The sequence below is a fragment of the Streptomyces sp. NPDC039462 genome (assembly GCF_055639375.1).
Genome location: NZ_JBVKAO010000002.1, coordinates 1,022,362 through 1,039,565, shown reverse-complemented (window position 1 = coordinate 1,039,565; position 17,204 = coordinate 1,022,362). Strand labels below are relative to the sequence as shown.

The 17,204-nt window shown below is 71.0% G+C and carries 18 protein-coding genes; 14 read left to right on the top strand and 4 right to left on the bottom strand.

Annotated features, from left to right (window positions below):
- Positions 1-7 precede the first annotated feature (7 nt).
- From trpS to ACZ7LU_RS15265, 4 genes are all read left to right on the top strand, one after another.
- Positions 8-1,021 (top strand): tryptophan--tRNA ligase, encoded by a 1,014-nt coding sequence (gene trpS, locus ACZ7LU_RS15280; protein ID WP_398300400.1) that lies wholly within the window; start codon positions 8-10, stop codon positions 1,019-1,021.
- Positions 1,022-1,109: 88 nt separating this feature from the next.
- A complete protein-coding gene (locus ACZ7LU_RS15275; RefSeq protein WP_398300402.1) occupies positions 1,110-1,691 on the top strand; it encodes a 2'-5' RNA ligase family protein in 582 nt (193 codons plus the stop codon).
- Positions 1,692-1,725: 34 nt separating this feature from the next.
- Positions 1,726-2,916, top strand: a complete 1,191-nt coding sequence (locus ACZ7LU_RS15270; RefSeq protein WP_471916903.1) for a hypothetical protein — start codon at positions 1,726-1,728, stop codon at positions 2,914-2,916.
- A 9-nt stretch (positions 2,917-2,925) separates the two neighbouring features.
- Complete coding sequence (locus tag ACZ7LU_RS15265) at positions 2,926-4,152, top strand: hypothetical protein (protein ID WP_471916902.1); 1,227 nt, start codon at positions 2,926-2,928, stop codon at positions 4,150-4,152.
- A gap of 53 nt (positions 4,153-4,205) precedes the next feature.
- Here ACZ7LU_RS15265 and ACZ7LU_RS15260 read toward each other — a convergent pair whose 3' ends face one another.
- Positions 4,206-4,961 (bottom strand): decaprenylphospho-beta-D-erythro-pentofuranosid-2-ulose 2-reductase, encoded by a 756-nt coding sequence (locus ACZ7LU_RS15260; protein WP_398300408.1) that lies wholly within the window; start codon positions 4,959-4,961, stop codon positions 4,206-4,208.
- A gap of 13 nt (positions 4,962-4,974) precedes the next feature.
- Entirely contained in the window at positions 4,975-6,375 is a 1,401-nt protein-coding gene (locus ACZ7LU_RS15255; protein WP_471916901.1) for an FAD-binding protein, read from the bottom strand.
- A gap of 165 nt (positions 6,376-6,540) precedes the next feature.
- Between ACZ7LU_RS15255 and ACZ7LU_RS15250 the strand changes: the two genes are divergently transcribed.
- The 4 genes from ACZ7LU_RS15250 to ACZ7LU_RS15235 are packed head-to-tail and all read left to right on the top strand — an operon-like array spanning position 6,541 to position 9,410.
- Entirely contained in the window at positions 6,541-7,059 is a 519-nt protein-coding gene (locus ACZ7LU_RS15250; protein WP_468315840.1) for a phosphatase PAP2 family protein, read from the top strand.
- On the top strand, positions 7,052-8,002 hold the full coding sequence (locus tag ACZ7LU_RS15245; RefSeq protein ID WP_471916900.1) for a decaprenyl-phosphate phosphoribosyltransferase: 951 nt from the start codon (positions 7,052-7,054) through the stop codon (positions 8,000-8,002). Before ACZ7LU_RS15250 ends, ACZ7LU_RS15245 begins: the two co-directional genes overlap by 8 nt.
- 23 nt (positions 8,003-8,025) lie before the next feature.
- Entirely contained in the window at positions 8,026-8,523 is a 498-nt protein-coding gene (locus tag ACZ7LU_RS15240) for a GtrA family protein (protein WP_471916899.1), read from the top strand.
- Positions 8,511-9,410 (top strand): YihY/virulence factor BrkB family protein, encoded by a 900-nt coding sequence (locus ACZ7LU_RS15235; RefSeq protein ID WP_468315833.1) that lies wholly within the window; start codon positions 8,511-8,513, stop codon positions 9,408-9,410. Before ACZ7LU_RS15240 ends, ACZ7LU_RS15235 begins: the two co-directional genes overlap by 13 nt.
- Here the strand turns inward: ACZ7LU_RS15235 and ACZ7LU_RS15230 are convergent.
- Complete coding sequence (locus ACZ7LU_RS15230; protein ID WP_471916898.1) at positions 9,400-9,810, bottom strand: SgcJ/EcaC family oxidoreductase; 411 nt, start codon at positions 9,808-9,810, stop codon at positions 9,400-9,402. The two genes, ACZ7LU_RS15235 and ACZ7LU_RS15230, sit on opposite strands and share 11 nt — an antisense overlap.
- A gap of 115 nt (positions 9,811-9,925) precedes the next feature.
- Between ACZ7LU_RS15230 and ACZ7LU_RS15225 the strand changes: the two genes are divergently transcribed.
- Positions 9,926-10,585: a TetR/AcrR family transcriptional regulator gene (locus ACZ7LU_RS15225; RefSeq protein ID WP_398300420.1), complete on the top strand. Its 660-nt coding sequence runs from the start codon at positions 9,926-9,928 to the stop codon at positions 10,583-10,585.
- A 141-nt stretch (positions 10,586-10,726) separates the two neighbouring features.
- On the opposite strand, the gene ACZ7LU_RS15220 is transcribed toward ACZ7LU_RS15225, so the two are convergent.
- The gene (locus tag ACZ7LU_RS15220) at positions 10,727-11,989 is read right to left on the bottom strand and encodes a D-alanyl-D-alanine carboxypeptidase family protein (protein WP_398300422.1); all 1,263 of its coding nucleotides are present in this window, start codon (positions 11,987-11,989) and stop codon (positions 10,727-10,729) included.
- A gap of 109 nt (positions 11,990-12,098) precedes the next feature.
- Here ACZ7LU_RS15220 and ACZ7LU_RS15215 point away from each other — a divergent pair, with 109 nt between their 5' ends.
- From ACZ7LU_RS15215 to ACZ7LU_RS15195, 5 genes are all read left to right on the top strand, one after another.
- A complete protein-coding gene (locus tag ACZ7LU_RS15215; protein WP_062778448.1) occupies positions 12,099-12,341 on the top strand; it encodes an SCO4848 family membrane protein in 243 nt (80 codons plus the stop codon).
- A 2-nt stretch (positions 12,342-12,343) separates the two neighbouring features.
- Positions 12,344-13,654 (top strand): metallophosphoesterase, encoded by a 1,311-nt coding sequence (locus ACZ7LU_RS15210; protein WP_471916897.1) that lies wholly within the window; start codon positions 12,344-12,346, stop codon positions 13,652-13,654.
- Positions 13,655-13,796: 142 nt separating this feature from the next.
- Complete coding sequence (locus tag ACZ7LU_RS15205) at positions 13,797-14,195, top strand: ATP-binding protein (RefSeq protein WP_398300426.1); 399 nt, start codon at positions 13,797-13,799, stop codon at positions 14,193-14,195.
- Positions 14,196-14,266: 71 nt separating this feature from the next.
- Entirely contained in the window at positions 14,267-14,659 is a 393-nt protein-coding gene (locus ACZ7LU_RS15200) for a hypothetical protein (protein WP_471916896.1), read from the top strand.
- Complete coding sequence (locus tag ACZ7LU_RS15195) at positions 14,659-17,148, top strand: DUF4132 domain-containing protein (protein WP_471916895.1); 2,490 nt, start codon at positions 14,659-14,661, stop codon at positions 17,146-17,148. The genes ACZ7LU_RS15200 and ACZ7LU_RS15195 overlap by 1 nt, the downstream gene beginning before the upstream one ends.
- The last annotated feature ends 56 nt before the right edge of the window (positions 17,149-17,204 follow it).

Below are 17,204 nucleotides of genomic sequence, written 5' to 3'. Positions count from 1 at the left end.
GGGCACCATGGCCTCTGAACGACCTCGTGTGCTCTCCGGAATCCAGCCCACCGCCGGCTCGTTCCACCTCGGCAATTACCTCGGCGCGGTCCGCCAGTGGGTGGCGCTGCAGGAGTCCCACGACGCCTTCTACATGGTGGTGGACCTGCACGCGATCACGGTTCCGCAGGACCCCGCCGAGCTGCGCGCCAACACCCGGCTCGCCGCCGCCCAGCTCCTCGCCGCGGGCCTCGACCCGGAGCGCTGCACGCTCTTCGTCCAGAGCCACGTCCCCGAGCACGCCCAGCTCGCCTGGGTGATGAACTGCCTCACCGGCTTCGGTGAGGCCTCCCGCATGACGCAGTTCAAGGACAAGTCCGCCAAGCAGGGCGCCGACCGCGCCTCCGTCGGCCTCTTCACGTACCCGGTCCTGCAGGTCGCGGACATCCTCCTGTACCAGGCGAACGAGGTGCCGGTCGGCGAGGACCAGCGTCAGCACATCGAGCTCACCCGTGACCTGGCCGAGCGTTTCAACGGCCGCTTCGGGGAGACGTTCACCGTGCCGTCGGCGTACATCCTCAAGGAGACGGCGAAGATCTACGACCTTCAGGACCCGTCGATCAAGATGAGCAAGTCGGCGTCCACGCCGAAGGGTCTGATCAACCTCCTGGACGAGCCCAAGGCCACCGCCAAGAAGGTCAAGAGCGCCGTCACCGACACCGACACGGTGATCCGCTACGACGTGGCGGAGAAGCCGGGCGTCAGCAACCTCCTCAGCATCTACTCCACGCTCACCGGCACCGGTATCGCCGAACTGGAGCAGAAGTACGTCGGCAAGGGCTACGGTGCGCTGAAGACCGACCTCGCCGAGGTCATGGTCGAGTTCGTGACCCCCTTCCGGGACCGCACCCAGCAGTATCTGGACGACCCGGAGACGCTCGACTCGATCCTGGCCAAGGGCGCGGAGAAGGCTCGAGCCGTCGCCGCCGAGACCCTCGCGCAGGCGTACGACAAGGTGGGCTTCCTGCCCGCCAAGCACTGAGTCACCGGACGACCGAGCACCACAGCTTGCACCGCGCTGCCCACCGGGCGGCGTCCCCTGCCCATGGACACGACGACAGGAGTACGACGTGGGGACCGTAACGATCGGCGTCTCGATCGCGGTCCCGGAGCCACACGGCAGCCTGCTCCAGGAGCGGCGTGCGGGCTTCGGGGACCCCGCGGCGCACGGCATCCCCACCCATGTGACCCTGCTGCCGCCCACCGAGGTGGACGCGTCGGCGCTGCCCGCGGTCGAGGCGCATCTGCTGTCGGTCGCGGCGGCGGGCCGCCCCTTCCCGATGCGCCTTTCGGGGACGGGCACCTTCCGTCCGCTGTCGCCCGTCGTCTTCGTACAGGTGGTGTCGGGCGCCTCGGCCTGCTCCTGGTTGCAGGAGCGGGTCCGGGACGCGTCCGGGCCGATGGCACGCGAACTGCAGTTCCCGTACCACCCGCATGTCACGGTGGCGCACGGCATCTCCGAAGAGGCCATGGACCGCGCGTACGAGGAGCTGTCGGAGTACGAGGCCGAGTGGCCGTGCACCGGCTTCGCCCTGTATGAGCAGGGTTCCGACGGTGTCTGGCGCAAGCTGCGCGACTTCGTTTTCGGTGGCCCTGTAGTGCCCCCTCAGGCCTCGGCCCCGTCGGAGCGGGGTACGCTGCCCGCTCGCTGACCGGGGGTGCCCCGGCCGACCGTGCTGGGGGATCATGCGCAACGCAGCGGCAGCCGTCGCCCTGCTCGCCTTCGTGGCGGCCGGCTGTGGGGCGCAGAAGTCCGACGGCGCGGCTGACACGCGTCCGTCCGAGTCGCGTGCGGCCGGGCTCTCCTGGACGTACGAGCGCATCGACGACGAGCCCGGGGAGCTGATCGCCGGGGCCGCCATGGCTCCGGACGACATCTGGGCTCTCGGGAGCGACGGCGCCCACACCGACGGGCGGTTCGCGAAGGGCCATCTGCTGCACTTCGACGGTGAGAAGTGGACGCGGCAGCCGATGCCGGTCGGCGGCGACCCCCACCTCTCCCGGCTGGAGTACCTCGGGTCGGCGGGCATCCGGCTGCGCACCGTGGAAGGCACCGCGTCGGACACGAGGAAGCCGCGTTACGCACTCTGGGACGGCACGCGCTGGGGCCCCGTGAAGGACGCTCCCGCCGGGCCGCTCACGGACATCGAGGTCATCACTCCGGATGACGTGTGGGTGCTCCGGGGCGATGGCGAGGTCACGCACTGGGACGGTGACCGCTGGACGGTGACGCCGATGCCCGCGGAGAAGGTCACCGCCCTCGCCGGTTCGGCGCGGGACGACGTGTGGGCGGTCGGCTCGCGTACGACAGGGCCGGTCGGCGGGCCGGGCGACGAGGTCGGGCAGCTCGCCGCGATGCACTTCGACGGCGAGAAGTGGACGCTCACCAAGACGCCGGCGTACCGCTTCCCCGACCCGGTGCCGCCCGAGCCGTTCGCCGAGTTCACCGGGGTCGACGTCGCGTCCAGGACGTACGTCCGCGCCTACGGAGGGCACTCCTACCGGGGGTACGACGGCGAAGAGGTCCGTGATCCGGAGCCGGAGAACGTCGAGTTGAGCTGGGACGGCTCCCGCTGGCAGGACGCGAAGCCCTTCCCCGGAGCGTGCGCGTACCGGAAACCCGTGGCCCGGGACGGCGACAGCGGCTTCTTCATGAACGGCAACTGGCACCTGACCACCGACGGCGCCTGCACCAAGATCAAGAAGCCGAGGCTGCCCGAGGGCGGAGGCGTACGCCCCGAGGCGCAGCAGCAGCTCTGGCTGAAGAGGATCATCACGGTGCCGGGCTCGGACGAGGTGCTGGGGTTCGGCACGGTCGACGTCCTGCAGAGCGGCTTTGCCCCGGACCGGGCGGTCGTCGTCTCCCTGAAGCGCTAGGAGAGGGCCATGAAGAAGACCGCCAAGACCGCCGCGATCCTGGCCGTCCTCGCTCTCGCCGCAGCCGGGTGCGGGAGCGACGGCGCCGGGCCCACCCGCACGACCTCCACCGGCCGCGCCTCGTCCGGTGCCGCCGCCGCGGGCGGGTCCTGGAAGCTGGAGTACGTCGACAAGACGGTCGACGGTGAACTGACCTCCGTCACCGCGTCGTCCGCCGACGACATCTGGGCGGCGGGGTACGAGCTGCGCAACGGCACCATGGACGACCCCGGCGGCCAGTTCCTGGTCCGCCACGACGGCAGCGGATGGCAGCGGCAGAAGGTGCCCGCGGAGCTCGACGGGAACCGCTTCCATCCGCTGCTCGGCTCGTCGGGCCCGGACAACGTATGGCTGTTCGGCTTCGGTCCCCGCGGCGGGGCGAGCGCGGCGCGCTGGGACGGCACCCGATGGCAGCGCGTGCCCCGGCCGCCGCTCCAGGGCATCGTCACCGAGATCAAGGTGTTCGCACCCGACGACGTGTGGGTGGTGGGCGGCCAGAAGCGGCTTCTGCACTGGGACGGCGCCCGCTGGAACACCCACACCCTGCCCGCCGCGCCGACCGCGCTCGACGGCACGTCGGGGGACGACCTGTGGGCGGTCGGCCACCGGGACAGCGGCTCCGGGGTCGGCGGTGACGGCGGTGAGCTCAGCCAGCCCGCCGCGATGCACTGGGACGGCAGGACATGGACGCTCACGCGGACGCCCGAGTACCGCTTCCCCGACCCCGTGCCGCCCGAGCCGGGAGCGTCGCTCGACGGCGTCGAGGTGGTCTCTCCGACCGAGGTGTGGGCGTACGGCTCGCACTCCTTCAACCACGGAGAGGTCGAGAAGGAGCCGTCCATCGAGCACATCCTGCTGCGCTGGGACGGTTCGCGCTGGCATCGGCAGAAGGCCGCCGACCGGGACCCGTGCCTCTCCAGAGGCATCGCCGCACACGGGGAGGACGGAGGCCTCCTCTCCGGAGTACGCCGTTATCGCACTCCGGAGGGACGCTGCGTCAGGCCGTCCTGGCCGAAGCTGCCCGCGAAGGGGGAGGTCACCGCCGGAGCCAAGCAACAGCTCTGGTTGGACCCGATCGCCCCTGTGCCCGGCACGAGGAAGTTCGTCGGCGTGGGCAAGGTCTATGTGCTGCAGAGAGGTGCCAGAACACTGACCCTGCCCACGGTCGCCACCTACGAGCCCCCGAAGGGCCGCTGAGTCCCCCGAAGGCCCGCTGAGTCCCCGAAGGGCTGCGGGCCCCCGACGGCCCGCTAGACCGGCAGGCGCCGGAACACCGACCGGGGCACGTGGCGCAGGGCCGACATGACCAGCCGCAGCGCCCCGGGCACCCACACCGTCTCCGAGCGCCGCCGCAGGCCGTTCTCGATGGCTTCCGCCACCGCCTCCGGAGTGGTCGCCATGGGCGCCTCCTCCAGCCCCGCGGTCATCTTCGAGCGGACGAAGCCGGGGCGGACGACCATCACGTGCACTCCGGTGCCGTGCAGCGCGTCGCCCAGGCCCTGGGCGAACGCGTCGAGTCCGGCCTTGCTGGAGCCGTAGATGAAGTTCGACCGGCGGGCGCGCTCGCCCGCCACCGAGGAGAGCACCACCAAGGAGCCGTGTCCCTGGGTCTGCAGCGACCGGGCGCAGACGAGTCCTGCGGAGACCGCGCCCGTGTAGTTGGTCTGGGCGACGCGTACCGCCGCGACGGGCTCGTCCTCGTCGCGTGCCTGGTCGCCGAGGATGCCGAAGGCGAGCAGCACCATGTCGATGTCGCCCTCGGTGAAGACCTTGCCGAGGGTCGCTTCGTGGGACTCGGGGTCGAGCGCGTCGAAGGCGACGGTCCGCACGTCCGCGCCCATGTCGCGCAGGCCGGCCGCGGCCTTCTCCAGGTCCGGGGACGGGCGGCCGGCCAGCCACACCGTGCGGGCGCGGCGGGCGACGAGGCGCCGCGCGGTGGCGAGGCCGATCTCGGAGGTGCCGCCGAGGACGAGCAGGGACTGGGGGGTGCCGAAGGCGTCTTTCATGAGTACCGGTCTCCTAGAGGGCGAGGCGGCGGGAGAGGTCCGAGCGGAACACTCCACGCGGGTCGAGATCGGCCCGCAGGGCGCGGAAGTCTTCGAGCCGGGGGTACATCGCGGCGAGCATCTCGGGCCGCAGGCGGGAGTCCTTGGCGAGGTAGATGCGCCCGTCGGCGGCGGCCACCTCCTCGTCGAGCTCGTCGAGGAAGGCGCCGAGCCCGGGGAGGTTCGCCGGGATGTCCAGGGCGAGGGTCCAGCCGGGCAGCGGGAAGGAGAGCCAGCCCGGATCGCCCTCTCCGAAGCGCTTCAGTACGGCGAGGAAGGACGGGCAGCCACGCTCCGAGATGCGCTGCACGATGCGGCGCAGGGCCTCCTCCTTGCCGTATCCGACGACGAATTGGTACTGCACGAAGCCGCCGCGGCCGTAGACGCGGTTCCAGTGCGGGACGCCGTCCAGGGGGTGGAAGAAGGTGGAGATCTTCTGGAGCTCGCCGGTGCGGGAGCGGGGTGCCTTGCGGTACCAGAGTTCGTTGAAGAGCCCCACGGAGGCCTTGCCGAGCAGTCCCTCCGGCAGGAAGGAGGGGGCGGCGGGCAGCCGGCCCGGGCGGAACGCGAGAGGGGCTCTACGCGCGCGTGCCCGCTCCGGAAGGGCGTCCAGGGGGGCGTGGTCGCCGCGGGTCAGGACCGAGCGGCCCATGGCGGCGCCGCGCGCGAGGAGGTCGATCCAGGCGACCGAGTAGCGGTAGCGGTGGTCGGTGGCGGTGAGGCGGGCCATCAAGTCGTCGAGGTCCGTGGCGCGTTCCGTGTCGACCGTCATCAAGGACGTCTCGACCGGCAGGAGTTGGACGGTCGCCGAAAGGATCACGCCGGTGAGGCCCATGCCGCCGGCCGTCGCGTCGAACAGCGGGCTGCCGGGTTCGACCGTGCGGACCGTGCCGTCGGCGGTCAGCAGGTCCATCGACAGGACGTGCCGGGAGAAGGAGCCCGAGACGTGGTGGTTCTTGCCGTGGATGTCGGCGCCGATCGCCCCGCCCACCGTCACGTAGCGGGTCCCCGGGGTCACCGGCACGAACCAGCCGAGGGGGAGCAGGACTTCCATCAGGCGGTGCAGTGAGACGCCCGCGTCGCAGACGACCGTGCCCGCGTCGGCGTCGATGACGCGCACCCGGTCGAGGCCCGTCATGTCGAAGACGGCGCCGCCCGCGTTCTGCGCGGCGTCTCCGTAGGCCCGGCCCAGGCCGCGGGCGATGCCGCCGCGCTCCCCGCAGTCGCGCACCGCTGCCGCCGCCTCCTCCTGCGTGCGGGGTCTCACCAGCCGGGCGGTGGTCGGTGCGGTGCGGCCCCAGCCGGAGACGGACACGGCGGACGCCGCGGGGATCGAGGCGCGGGCAGGGGAATCGGCGGGCGAGTCGGCAGGCATGAAGGTGACCGTATCGCCCGTATGTGGACCCTTCGCTCCAACAGTCCCGGTCCTCACCGAAATGGGTGATTGATGGAGTGTCATCCTACATTGACGGAATTATGAGCATGTTGTTTAGAAGAGTTGAGATGCCCGGCTCTCGAACGTCTTCGAAATAGAGGCGACATGCACGACATGGACCACCGGTTGCTGTCGGCCCTCCGCGACTGCGGCACCAACCCGCGTGTGGCGGCCGCCGCACGCGCCCTGTCACGGACCGGCGAGCACGGCGCGCTCTGGATCGCGGCCGGCCTCGCGGGCGCCGCCGTCGACCGTGAGCGCCGCGGCGCGTGGCTGCGCGGCACGGCGCTCACCGCCACCGCGCACCTGGCCAGCATGGGCGTCAAGCGGATCGTCCGCCGCCCGCGCCCGGGCAGCCACAACGGCGTCGAGCCCCTCGTGCGCACCGCAGGCCGGCACTCCTTCCCCAGCTCGCACGCCACGTCGGCCGCCGCGGCCACCGTCGCGTACGGCGCCCTGCGCCCCGTCGGCGCCCACCTCGTACCGCCGCTGGCCGCCGCGATGTGTGTCTCCCGGATGGTCGTCGGCGTCCACTACCCCTCGGACGTGGCCGCTGGCGCGGCGCTCGGCGCGCTCACCGCGCGCGTGGGCGCCGCCTGGATGAACGGAGGCAGCGATGCCTGAACGTATCTCCACCGTCCTGGAGCCGCCCCGCCCGGCGCGGCGCCCGGTCACCATCAGCCTGCCGCTCGGCCTCCTGAAGACCGCGCGCCCCCGTCAGTGGGTGAAGAACGTCCTGGTCGTCGCGGCCCCCGCGGCCGCCGGCGAGCTCTTCTCGCGGCACGCCCTCACTCAAGTCGCGATCGTCTTCGTGCTGTTCACGGCGGCCGCCTCCGCCGTCTACCTGATCAACGACGCGCGCGACGCGGACGCCGACCGCGCGCACCCCACCAAGTGCCGCAGGCCGGTCGCCGCCGGGCAGGTCCCGGTGCCCGTCGCATACGCCGTCGGAGGGCTCCTGGCCGTCCTCGCGCCCGCGGCGGCCGCCGTCCTGTGCACGCCGCTCACAGCGGCACTCCTGGCCGCGTACGTCGGCATGCAACTCGCCTACTGCATCAGCCTCAAGCACGTCCTCGTCGTCGACCTCACGATCGTCACGACCGGCTTCCTGATGCGCGCCATGATCGGCGGCCTCGCCCTGGAGATCCCGCTCTCGCGCTGGTTCCTGATCACCACCGGCTTCGGCGCGCTCTTCATGGTCTCCGCCAAGCGCTACTCCGAATCCGTCCAGATGTCGGCGAGCTCGGAGAAACTGGGCGCCACGCGCGCGTTGCTCACCGAATACACCACCGGCTACCTGCGCTTCGTCTGGCAACTGGCCGCGGGCGTCGCCGTCCTCGCCTACTGCCTGTGGGCCATGGAGGAGGGCGGCACCGCCAACGGAAGCCTGCTGCCCTGGCGCCAGCTGTCCATGGCGGCCTTCATCCTCGCGATCCTGCGCTACGCGGTCTTCGCCGACCGGGGCACGGCAGGCGAACCCGAGGACGTCGTCCTGCGGGACCGGGCGCTCGCTGTGATCGGCCTGGTGTGGCTCGCGATGTACGGACTCGCGGTCGCGGACTGGTGAGTTTGAATTCCCTACGCACGACGGTGCGTTCCCTGGGCACGGCGGTGCGTTCCCTGCGCGAACGGCTGCGGACGCTCTGGCCCGAACTGCTCGGCTTCGCAGCCGTCGGGATCTGCGCGTACGCCGCCGACCTCGGGCTGTTCATCTGGCTGCGCGGACCCGTGGGCCTGGACCCGCTGACCGCCAAAGCGCTCTCCTTCGTGGCGGGGTGCTCGGTCGCGTACGCCGGCAACGCGCTCGGCACCTACCGGAGCAGGGCCACGGAGGTCTCGCGGCTGCGCCAGTACGTGGTGTTCTTCGCCGTCAACATCGCGGGCGCCCTCGTCCAACTGCTGTGCATCGCCGTGTCCCACTACGGTCTCGGCCTCACCTCGCAGCGGGCGGACACCGTCTCGGGCGCCGGAATCGGTATGGCGCTCGCCACTGTCCTGCGGTTCTGGGGTACCCGGACGTTGGTCTTCCGCTCACCGGGCAGGACAACAGGCAGAACCACAGGCACGGAGGCGTCATGGACTGGCTGAAGAAACTCCCCGGAATCGGGCCCCTCGTCGAGAAGGGCATGCGCACGCACGCGTGGCAGGCGTACGACCGGCTCGACCACGTGCACTGGACGCGCCTCGCCGCCGCCATGACGTTCATCAGTTTCCTGGCGCTCTTCCCCCTGCTCACCGTCGCCGCCGCGATCGCCGCGGCCACCCTGACGAAGAAGCAGCAGAACACGCTGGAAGACAAGATCTCCGAACAGGTCCCCGGCATCTCCGACCAGCTGAACCTGGACGCGCTCGTCGCCAACGCCGGCACCGTCGGCCTCGTCGCGGGCGCTCTGCTGCTCTTCACCGGCATCGGCTGGGTCGGCTCGATCAGGGAGTGCCTGCGGGCCGTCTGGGAGCTGCCGGACGAGGAGGAGAACCCCGTCCTGCGCAAGGCCAAGGACGCCGGGGTGCTCATCGGGCTCGGCGGCGTCGGACTCGCGTCGTTCGCCGCGTCCGGGCTCGCATCGACCGCCGTCGGCTGGGCCGCCGACCTCATGGGCATCGACGAGAAGGGCTGGGGCACCGTGCTGCTCCAGGTCGTCGCGTTCGCCATCGCCGTCCTCGCGGACTTCCTGCTGCTGCTCTACGTCCTGACGCTGCTCCCTGGCGTACAGCCGCACCGGCGCGAGCTCGTCACCGCCGGGCTGATCGGCGCGGCCGGATTCGAACTCCTCAAGCTGCTCCTCGGCGGCTACATGAAGGGCGTCGCCGCGAAGAACATGTACGGCGCCTTCGGAGTGCCCGTCGCACTGCTCCTGTGGATCAACTTCACCGCCAAGCTGCTGCTCTTCTGCGCCGCCTGGACGGCGACGCGGAAGGCGGCACGTACGGAGGTACCTGCGGCGGACGACGAGGCGCCGGCACTCAAGACTTGAGGACCGGGGTGTTCTGGCCGGTGTGCAGGAGCCAGTTCCCGTCGCTCTCCTTGGTCATGACGTACAGCGGAGCGCCTTCGTCGCCGCCTTCCGCGGTGTGGTAGACCTGCCGGACCTTGACGGCCGCCACGTCGGGCCGCAGGAACTGCGTGTGGACGACCTCGTAGGTGACCTCGCCGTCCCACTCGGCGTTCGGCAGCACGGCCCGCGTGAAGTCGGCGATGGCGTCGAACCCGATCAGCACTTTGCCGTGGGCGGTCGTCCACACCGCCTCGGGCTGGAAGAGGGCCAGGAAGCCCTCGGCGTCCTTGGCGCGCTGGGTCCGCTCGACAGCGGCCACCACCTGCTCGATGGCTTTGACGTCGTCGGTGCTGGTGGTGTGGGCAGTTACGGCATTCATCGGATTACTCCCCTGCGCGGACGCTCTCACGTCGACCGTTGTGCGGAGCAATTCGCTCCGCACAACGGTCAATCTAGCGCGGAGTAAATTGCTCCGCAAGGTCTAGGATGGGCTCATGGGTGTCTCGAGACAGCAGCAAGCACGACAGGCCGAGGTCGCGCGCAATGACGCGGCGCTGTTGGAGGCGGCGCGGCGGGTGTTCGCCCGGGACGGGGCGCACGTATCCGTCAACGTCATCGCCGAGGCCGCCGGCGTGGGCACGGGCACGCTGTACCGGCGGTATCCGAGCAAGAAGGCGCTGTTCGAGCGGCTGTTGGTGCTGGCGAACGAGCAGTGGCTGGAGGCGGCGCGCCGGGCCGTTGCCCACCCCGATCCGTGGGAAGGGCTGGCGGGTCTGATCCTGGAGAGCGTCGAGTACGGCCAGGGGACACTCTCGCCGCTCGGGAAACTGGCCTCTGTCCCACCGGAGGTGGCCGAGCTCAGCGCTCAGGCGGACCGGGACTTCCAGGCACTGGTCGACCGCGCACACCGCTGCGGCGGGCTGCGTCACGACGTGACGGCGACCGACATCATCCTGCTGATCGAGCAACTCGGCCGCTCACCGATGGTCGAGCAGATCCACGACCTCGGCGATGCCGAACTCACCGCCGAGGCGCACGCCGCGCGGCGTCGGCTCATCGCGATCGCACTGGGCGGGATCGCCGCCGCGCCGCGTGCCGATCTGCCAGGGCCGCCGCCCGAGGAGCATCTCCTGAGTGCCCGCTGGAAAGCGTGACCTGCGTCACCTGTTCAACTGCGTCACCCGGGTCGCCCGCGTACCTCGTAGTGCTGGTGCGCGGGTGACACGGTCCACGCAGGCCCGGCGCGCGGGCTGATCCGTCGCGCCGGGCCGTTGGCCTCGGTGTCCGCCCCGCCGTCAGTCCTGACGCGACTGGCGGCCCGCCTGGCCCGGCAGCGGCATCCGGCGCCTGAGCACGAAGGCGCCCGCGGCGAGCACCGCGAGCACGCCACCGGCGATCCCGAGCGCGATGCCCATGCCGCTCGACCCGCCGTCGGAGGAGTGCGCCGCCTTCTCGACGGCACCCTCGCCGCCGCTGCCCGGGGCGCCCTTGCCGGCGCCACCCGTGGCGGCGCCCTTCGGAGCGACGAGCTCACCCACCGGGTCGACCTTGCCGACGGCCTTGAAGCCCCAGTCGAAGAGCCGCGCCGTCTCGTTGTAGACCGCGTGGGCCTCTCCGGAGGAGGGGTTCATGACGGTGACGAGGAGCACCTTGCCGTCGCGCTCGGCGACACCGGTGAAGGTGTTGCCCGCGTTCGACGTGTAGCCGTTCTTGACGCCCGCGATGCCCTTGTAGGGGGTGACTCCGGAGCCGCCGGTGAGCAGCTTGTTGGTGTTCTGGATCCCGAAGGACTCGCGCTTCGTCTTGCCCTTGTCCTTGCCCTTCTTGATCTTCTTCGTCTCACCGGGGAACTGGGCCGTGGCCGTCGCGCAGTACTCGCGGAAGTCCTTCTTCTGCAGCCCGGAGCGGGCGAACAGTGACAGGTCGTACGCCGAGGAGACCTGCCCCTTGGCGTCGTAACCGTCGGGGGAGACCACGTGCGTGTCGAGGGCCTGCAGCTCCTCGGCGTGCTTCTGCATGTCCTTGACGGTCTGCGGGATGCCGTCGTTCATCGCGGACAGGACGTGCACCGCGTCGTTGCCGGACCGCAGGAAGACGCCGAGCCACAGGTCGTGCACGGAGTACGTCTCGTTCTCCTTGATGCCGACCATGCTGCTGCCCGCGCCGATGCCCTCCAGGTCGGAGAGTGTGACCTTGTGCTTCTGCGACTTGGGGAACTTCGGCAGGACCGTGTCCGCGAACAGCATCTTCAGGGTGCTCGCCGGAGGCAGCCGCCAGTGCGCGTTGTGCGAGGCGAGGACCTCACCCGACTCGGCGTCCGAGACGATCCAGGAACGCCCCGTCAGGTCCTTGGGCAACACCGGGGCGCCTGCCTTGAGCTTCACCTGGGTGCCCGGCTCGCCGAGCTGCGCACCGCCCACGGTGGACATCCTGGAGGGCGGCTTCGGTTGGTCCTTGTCGTCTCCCGGCTTCCCGTCCGCCAGCGCGGGCGCCGCGGTCGACATGGTCAGCAATGCGGCGGAAGCGACCAACATGGCGGTCTTTTTTACGGCAGGCACGGACGAGAACGTACAGGGCGGGGCTGTGCGACTCGCTCCCGAGGTGCTCTGTGTCCCGTCGTCCCCACCCCGGCGGCGGTGCGGAAGGGGACCTCGCGATACTGAACGCATGAAGCTCAGCCGCCCTGTCTCCTGGTTCCTGCTCGCCTTCGGGGTGTGGAGCTGGTTCATCTGGATCACTTTCGTCAAGAACCTGTGGAAGGACGGCAGCGGGCTCGCCTTCGACGACGCGGACAACCCGACCGGGTACTTCTGGGTGCACCTGACGCTTGCCGTTGTCTCCTTTGTCTTGGGGACGGTGGTAGGGGTCATCGGGTTCCGTGGAGTCCGTGCTCTGCGTAGAACGTCATAGCCGTGGTCGTCCTCACGGTCCTTGTGGGCCTCGCCGTCCTCGCGGCCTTCGCTGCCCTCCACTGGTACGCGTGGCGCCGTCTGGTGCGGGACACCACGGCCGGGCCCGGACTCGCCCGGCGCGCCGGAACGGCCGTCTTCGTGGCGGGGCCCCTGCTGATGTTCGGGGCGCTCGTGGCCGAGCGCTCCGGAGCGCCGTTCCTGCTGCAGCAGGTGCTCGCCTGGCCCGGGTTCATGTGGCTGGCCGTCTCGCTCTACTTGTTGCTCGCGCTGCTCGTGGGGGAGCTGGTACGTCCCTTGCTGCGGCGGTGGGTGGGACGGGAGAGCGTTCCAGAGCCCGTATCCGTGTCCGCGGCCGCGGCGGACGTCACACCTGACGCGCCGCCCGAGCCCGAACCCAAGCCTGAACCAAAGCCCGAACCCGAGCCTGAATCAAAGCCCGAGCCCGAACCAAAACCCGAGACCGCGCCCGCGCGCCCCGCGCCCGCCCCCTCCCGCCGCCTCTTCGTCTCCCGTGTCGTCGGCGGTGCCGCCGCGGCCGTGGCGGCCGGAACCGTCGGCTACGGAACGTACGGCGTGCTCCGCGGCCCCAAGGTCAAGCGGGTCACCGTGCCCCTGGCGAAACTGCCGCGCGGGGCACACGGGTTCCGGATCGCCGTGGTCAGTGACATCCACCTCGGGCCCATCCTCGGCCGCGGCTTCTCGCAGCGCGTGGTCGACACCGTCAACGCCACGCAGCCCGATCTGATCGCCGTGGTCGGTGACCTGGTGGACGGCAGCGTCGAGGACCTGGGCCCCGCCGCCGCGCCGCTCGCCGGTCTGCGGGCGAAGCACGGCGCGTACTTCGTGACGGGCAACCACGAGTACTTCTCCGGTGCCGAGCAGTGGGTCGACCACGTACGCGAACTGGGCCTGCACCCGCTGCGGAACGCCCGCACCGAACTTCCCGGGTTCGATCTCGCGGGCGTCGACGACGTGGCGGGCGAGGACGAGGGCAAGGGCCCCGACTTCGCCAAGGCGCTCGGCGACCGGGACCGCTCGCGGGCCTCCGTGCTCCTCGCCCACCAGCCGGTCGTCATCCACGACGCCGTCGAGCACGGCGTGGACCTGCAGCTCTCCGGCCACACTCACGGCGGCCAGCTGTGGCCGGGCAACCTCGTCGCGGACATGGCCAATCCGACGCTCGCGGGCCTGGAACGGTACGGCGACACGCAGCTGTACGTGACACGCGGCGCGGGTGCCTGGGGGCCGCCCGTACGGGTCGGGGCACCGTCGGACATCACGGTCGTGGAACTCGCGTCGAGACAGGCCTGAGCCGCCCGCGGTGCCGCCAACGCGCTTCTTTCCTGGGGTATTTGGTTCAGAACTGGCCAGATATGGGTGAGCCCAGTGGTGCCGCGGTGACACCGCGCGGTTCCTCTGCGCAGCATTGAGGCGTCGGAGGGGGATTGGGGACTTGTTGAGACGGGACGCCTTCAGACTGCCGCCGCACCCCGCGTCGGTGCCGCTCGCCCGTACACGCGTGCGCGACCATCTCGCGGCCTGGGGGCAGACGGCGGATGACGGGGCGCTCGACGACACCGTGCTCCTCGTGTCGGAGCTGGCGACCAACGCGATCCTCCACGGCCTTGTGGTCGAGCGGGAGTTCGAGGTCGCGGTGACGGTGCTCGCCGACGGCTCGTGCTTCATCGAGGTGTCCGACGAGAGCCCGTCGGAGCCCGAGCTGCGCACGGCGGACGCCTGGGAGGACGAGAGCGGCCGCGGCATGCGGCTCCTCGACGCGGTCGCGGAGGCGTGGGGCGTGTGGCGGCGCGGCAGGTACGGCAAGACGGTGTGGGCGCTGGTGCGGGGCTGAGCGCGCCGGTGCGGGGCTGAGCGAGCCGGTGCCGACGGTCGTTGTCAGTGGTGGCCTCTACTGTCGAGGGCATGGGAATGGTGACGTTCGTCGATGAGACGACAGCGGGGGAGCGCCGTACCGGCGGGGGGCTCGATGTGGCGGAGGAGCGGCTCGCGCTGCGCGAGGTGATCCGGCGAAGGGTGTTCCAAGAGGTCGCGGAGTACAACGCGAGTACGCCCGGTGTCTTCCGCGGTCTCGTCCGGCCCACGGACGCGGAGCAGACACTGAACGGATACGCGCTGCGCACCCCGCGCCGCATAGACCCCGAGCGGCAGTTCCGGCAGGCCGTCGAGGCGTTCGGGCGCAACGGCTTCCTGGTGCTGGTCGGTGAGCGGCAGGTGGAGGACCTGGACGCGGAGGTCGACCTGGCACCCGGCACGGAGGTCACCTTCCTCAAGCTCGTCCCGCTGGCGGGGGGCTGATGACCATGTACTACCTGGAGCGCGTGCGGAACGTGGAGCGGTTCGCCGCCGCCGACGACATGCGGGGGCTCGCCGAGGAGCTCCTGAAGACGGCCATCACCAACGACAACGACTGGAGCCACCACGGCGAGAAGGTCCTCGCCGTCGTCCACGGGCTGCCCCAGGAACAGCGCCACCGGATCGCGGACTCCCTCATAGAGCTCAGCAATCCGTATCACCTGGAGTCGCCGACGCGGATCAACGCCCTCACGCTGCTCGCGATCATCGGCAAGGACCTGCCGGGCGACCCGCTCTCGGCGGAGCGTGCCCGGCGCCTGGAGGAGCTCGGCTCGGCGCACTGCGTGCGGTCGACGCGCGAGGCCCTCGCGCTCGTCGAGGCCGAGGCGGCGGCCGGCCGTACCCCGCCCGCGCTCGCCGTCGCGGCCCTGCGGCGCACCCTCCTCGTCCAGTACTGGCACGGCGATGCCCGCCTGAAGAAGGTGGTCGCCGCGCTGTCGGAGCCACTGCTCAACCCGGGCGAGCCCTGGTCCGACCGGGCATTGGAGGACCTCGCCGGCCTCGACGCCACCTGGCGCGCGCTCGTACGCCACGCGCTCACCGCCAAGAGCGCCAAGCCCACCCCCAAGTGGGAGCAGACGGCCCGCACCCTGGTCGAGTCCCTGGACCCCGACAAGGTGCGCCGCACGCTGGTGACATGGCTCGCGCTGGTCGGCGCGCCCCGCACCCAACCGCTCCTGACCTACGGCCACGGCATCACGCCGAACGACGAGTACGACCCGTTCAACGCCGACGCGATCCGCGGCCTCGCCTGGACCCTCGCGCTGCTCCCGCCCCACCCGGAGTCGGCCCGCACCCTCGGCGCCCTCGTCGAGACGTCCCTGCGCAAGATCCAGGGGCTCGGCCCCCGCAACCCCAAGGTGGCCAACGCCGGCGTCGTCGCGCTCGCCCGCGCCGACGGTGAGGAATCCCTCGCCGAACTGTCCCGCCTGGCCTCCCGGGTCACGTACAAGACCACGCTCAAGATGATCAATACCGGCCTGGAGGCGCGCGCCGAGGCGCTCGGGCTGAGCCGTGACGAGGTCGAGGAGCTGGCCGTCCCGGCGTACGGCCTGACGGAGGTCGGGCACACCGTGCGCCGGCTCGGCGACTGCGAGGCCGAGTTGACGATCACCGGGACGAAGGCCGCGCTCCAGTGGCGCAACGGCACGGGCAAGCAGGTCAAGGCGGTGCCCGCCGCCGTGAAGCGCGACCACCCGGACGACCTCAAGGAGCTGAGGGCCGCCGTCAAGGACATCGACAAGATGCTCTCGGCGCAGGCGGAGCGGCTCGACCGGCAGTTCCTGGCCCGCCGCGAGTGGACGTACGAAGCGTGGCGCGAGCGCCTCATCGACCACCCCCTGGTCGGCACGCTCGCCCGCCGCCTCCTGTGGACCGTCGACGGCACCGCCTGTGGGTACGCCGACGGGGAGCTGCGCACCCTCACCGACGACCCGGTGAAGGACGGCTCGACGGTCCGGCTCTGGCACCCCGTCGGCCACGAGCCCGCAGAGATCGTCGCCTGGCGCGACTGGCTGGAGCGGCACGGCATCACCCAGCCCTTCAAGCAGGCCCACCGCGAGGTGTACCTCCTCACCGACGCCGAGCGCACCACGGAGACGTACTCGAACCGCTTCGCCGCGCACGTCCTGCGCCAGCACCAGTTCAACTCCCTCGCCGCCGCGCGGGGCTGGCGGAACAAGCTGCGCCTGTGTGTGGACGACGAGTACCCGCCCGCGGTGCGGGAGCTGCCGAGGTGGGGGCTGCGCGCCGAGTACTGGATCGAGGGCATCGGCGGGGAGAACTGGACCGAGGACCTCACCGACGCGGGCAGCTATCTGCGGGTCCGCACCGACCAGGTCCGCTTCTACCCGATCGACGCCCCGGAGAACTCCGCGCACGCGGGCGGCGGCGAGTACCGCATGTGGCTCACCGACGGCCGGGAACCGGTCGACCCGCTGCCCCTGGAGGAGATACCGGAGCTGGTCCTGAGCGAAGTCCTGCGCGACGTCGACCTGTTCGTGGGCGTGGCCAGCGTGGGCAACGACCCCACATGGCAGGACGGCGGCCCCGCTGGACGCTTCCGCGAGTACTGGACGGCGTACGGATTCGGGGAGCTCGGGCCGGGTGCGGAGACACGCAGGGACCTGGTCGCCCGCCTGGTGCCGCGGCTCGCGATCGGCGACCGGTGCACGGTCGAGGGACGGTTCCTGCACGTGCGGGGCGAGTTGCACACGTACAAGATCCACCTGGGGTCGGGGAACATCCTGCGGACGCCTGCGGACCAGTACGTCTGCATAGTCCCCTCGGCGTCGGGTGCGGGGGCGCCCGTGAGCGGCACCGGATATCTGCCCTTCGAGGGCGACCGGACGCTGGCGGTCATCCTCAGCAAGGCGATGATGCTGGCCAGGGACGACAAGATCACGGACCCGACGATCCTCAGCCAGCTCTGACGGCGTCGTCCCCGCCCGCACGGGTGGTGTCCGGCTCGGCGACGGAGGCGGACGGC

What these genes read in the sequence shown, in the direction of transcription:
- ACZ7LU_RS15255 (WP_471916901.1), bottom strand. Translation starts at nt 6,375, where the DNA reads ATGCCTGCCGACTCGCCCGCCGATTCCCCTGCCCGCGCCTCGATCCCC.
- ACZ7LU_RS15265 (WP_471916902.1), top strand. Translation starts at nt 2,926, where the DNA reads ATGAAGAAGACCGCCAAGACCGCCGCGATCCTGGCCGTCCTCGCTCTC.
- ACZ7LU_RS15270 (WP_471916903.1), top strand. Translation starts at nt 1,726, where the DNA reads ATGCGCAACGCAGCGGCAGCCGTCGCCCTGCTCGCCTTCGTGGCGGCC.
- ACZ7LU_RS15195 (WP_471916895.1), top strand. Translation starts at nt 14,659, where the DNA reads ATGACCATGTACTACCTGGAGCGCGTGCGGAACGTGGAGCGGTTCGCC.
- ACZ7LU_RS15250 (WP_468315840.1), top strand. Translation starts at nt 6,541, where the DNA reads ATGCACGACATGGACCACCGGTTGCTGTCGGCCCTCCGCGACTGCGGC.
- ACZ7LU_RS15225 (WP_398300420.1), top strand. Translation starts at nt 9,926, where the DNA reads ATGGGTGTCTCGAGACAGCAGCAAGCACGACAGGCCGAGGTCGCGCGC.
- ACZ7LU_RS15245 (WP_471916900.1), top strand. Translation starts at nt 7,052, where the DNA reads ATGCCTGAACGTATCTCCACCGTCCTGGAGCCGCCCCGCCCGGCGCGG.
- ACZ7LU_RS15230 (WP_471916898.1), bottom strand. Translation starts at nt 9,810, where the DNA reads ATGAATGCCGTAACTGCCCACACCACCAGCACCGACGACGTCAAAGCC.
- ACZ7LU_RS15235 (WP_468315833.1), top strand. Translation starts at nt 8,511, where the DNA reads ATGGACTGGCTGAAGAAACTCCCCGGAATCGGGCCCCTCGTCGAGAAG.
- ACZ7LU_RS15215 (WP_062778448.1), top strand. Translation starts at nt 12,099, where the DNA reads ATGAAGCTCAGCCGCCCTGTCTCCTGGTTCCTGCTCGCCTTCGGGGTG.
- trpS (WP_398300400.1), top strand. Translation starts at nt 8, where the DNA reads ATGGCCTCTGAACGACCTCGTGTGCTCTCCGGAATCCAGCCCACCGCC.
- ACZ7LU_RS15260 (WP_398300408.1), bottom strand. Translation starts at nt 4,961, where the DNA reads ATGAAAGACGCCTTCGGCACCCCCCAGTCCCTGCTCGTCCTCGGCGGC.
- ACZ7LU_RS15200 (WP_471916896.1), top strand. Translation starts at nt 14,267, where the DNA reads ATGGGAATGGTGACGTTCGTCGATGAGACGACAGCGGGGGAGCGCCGT.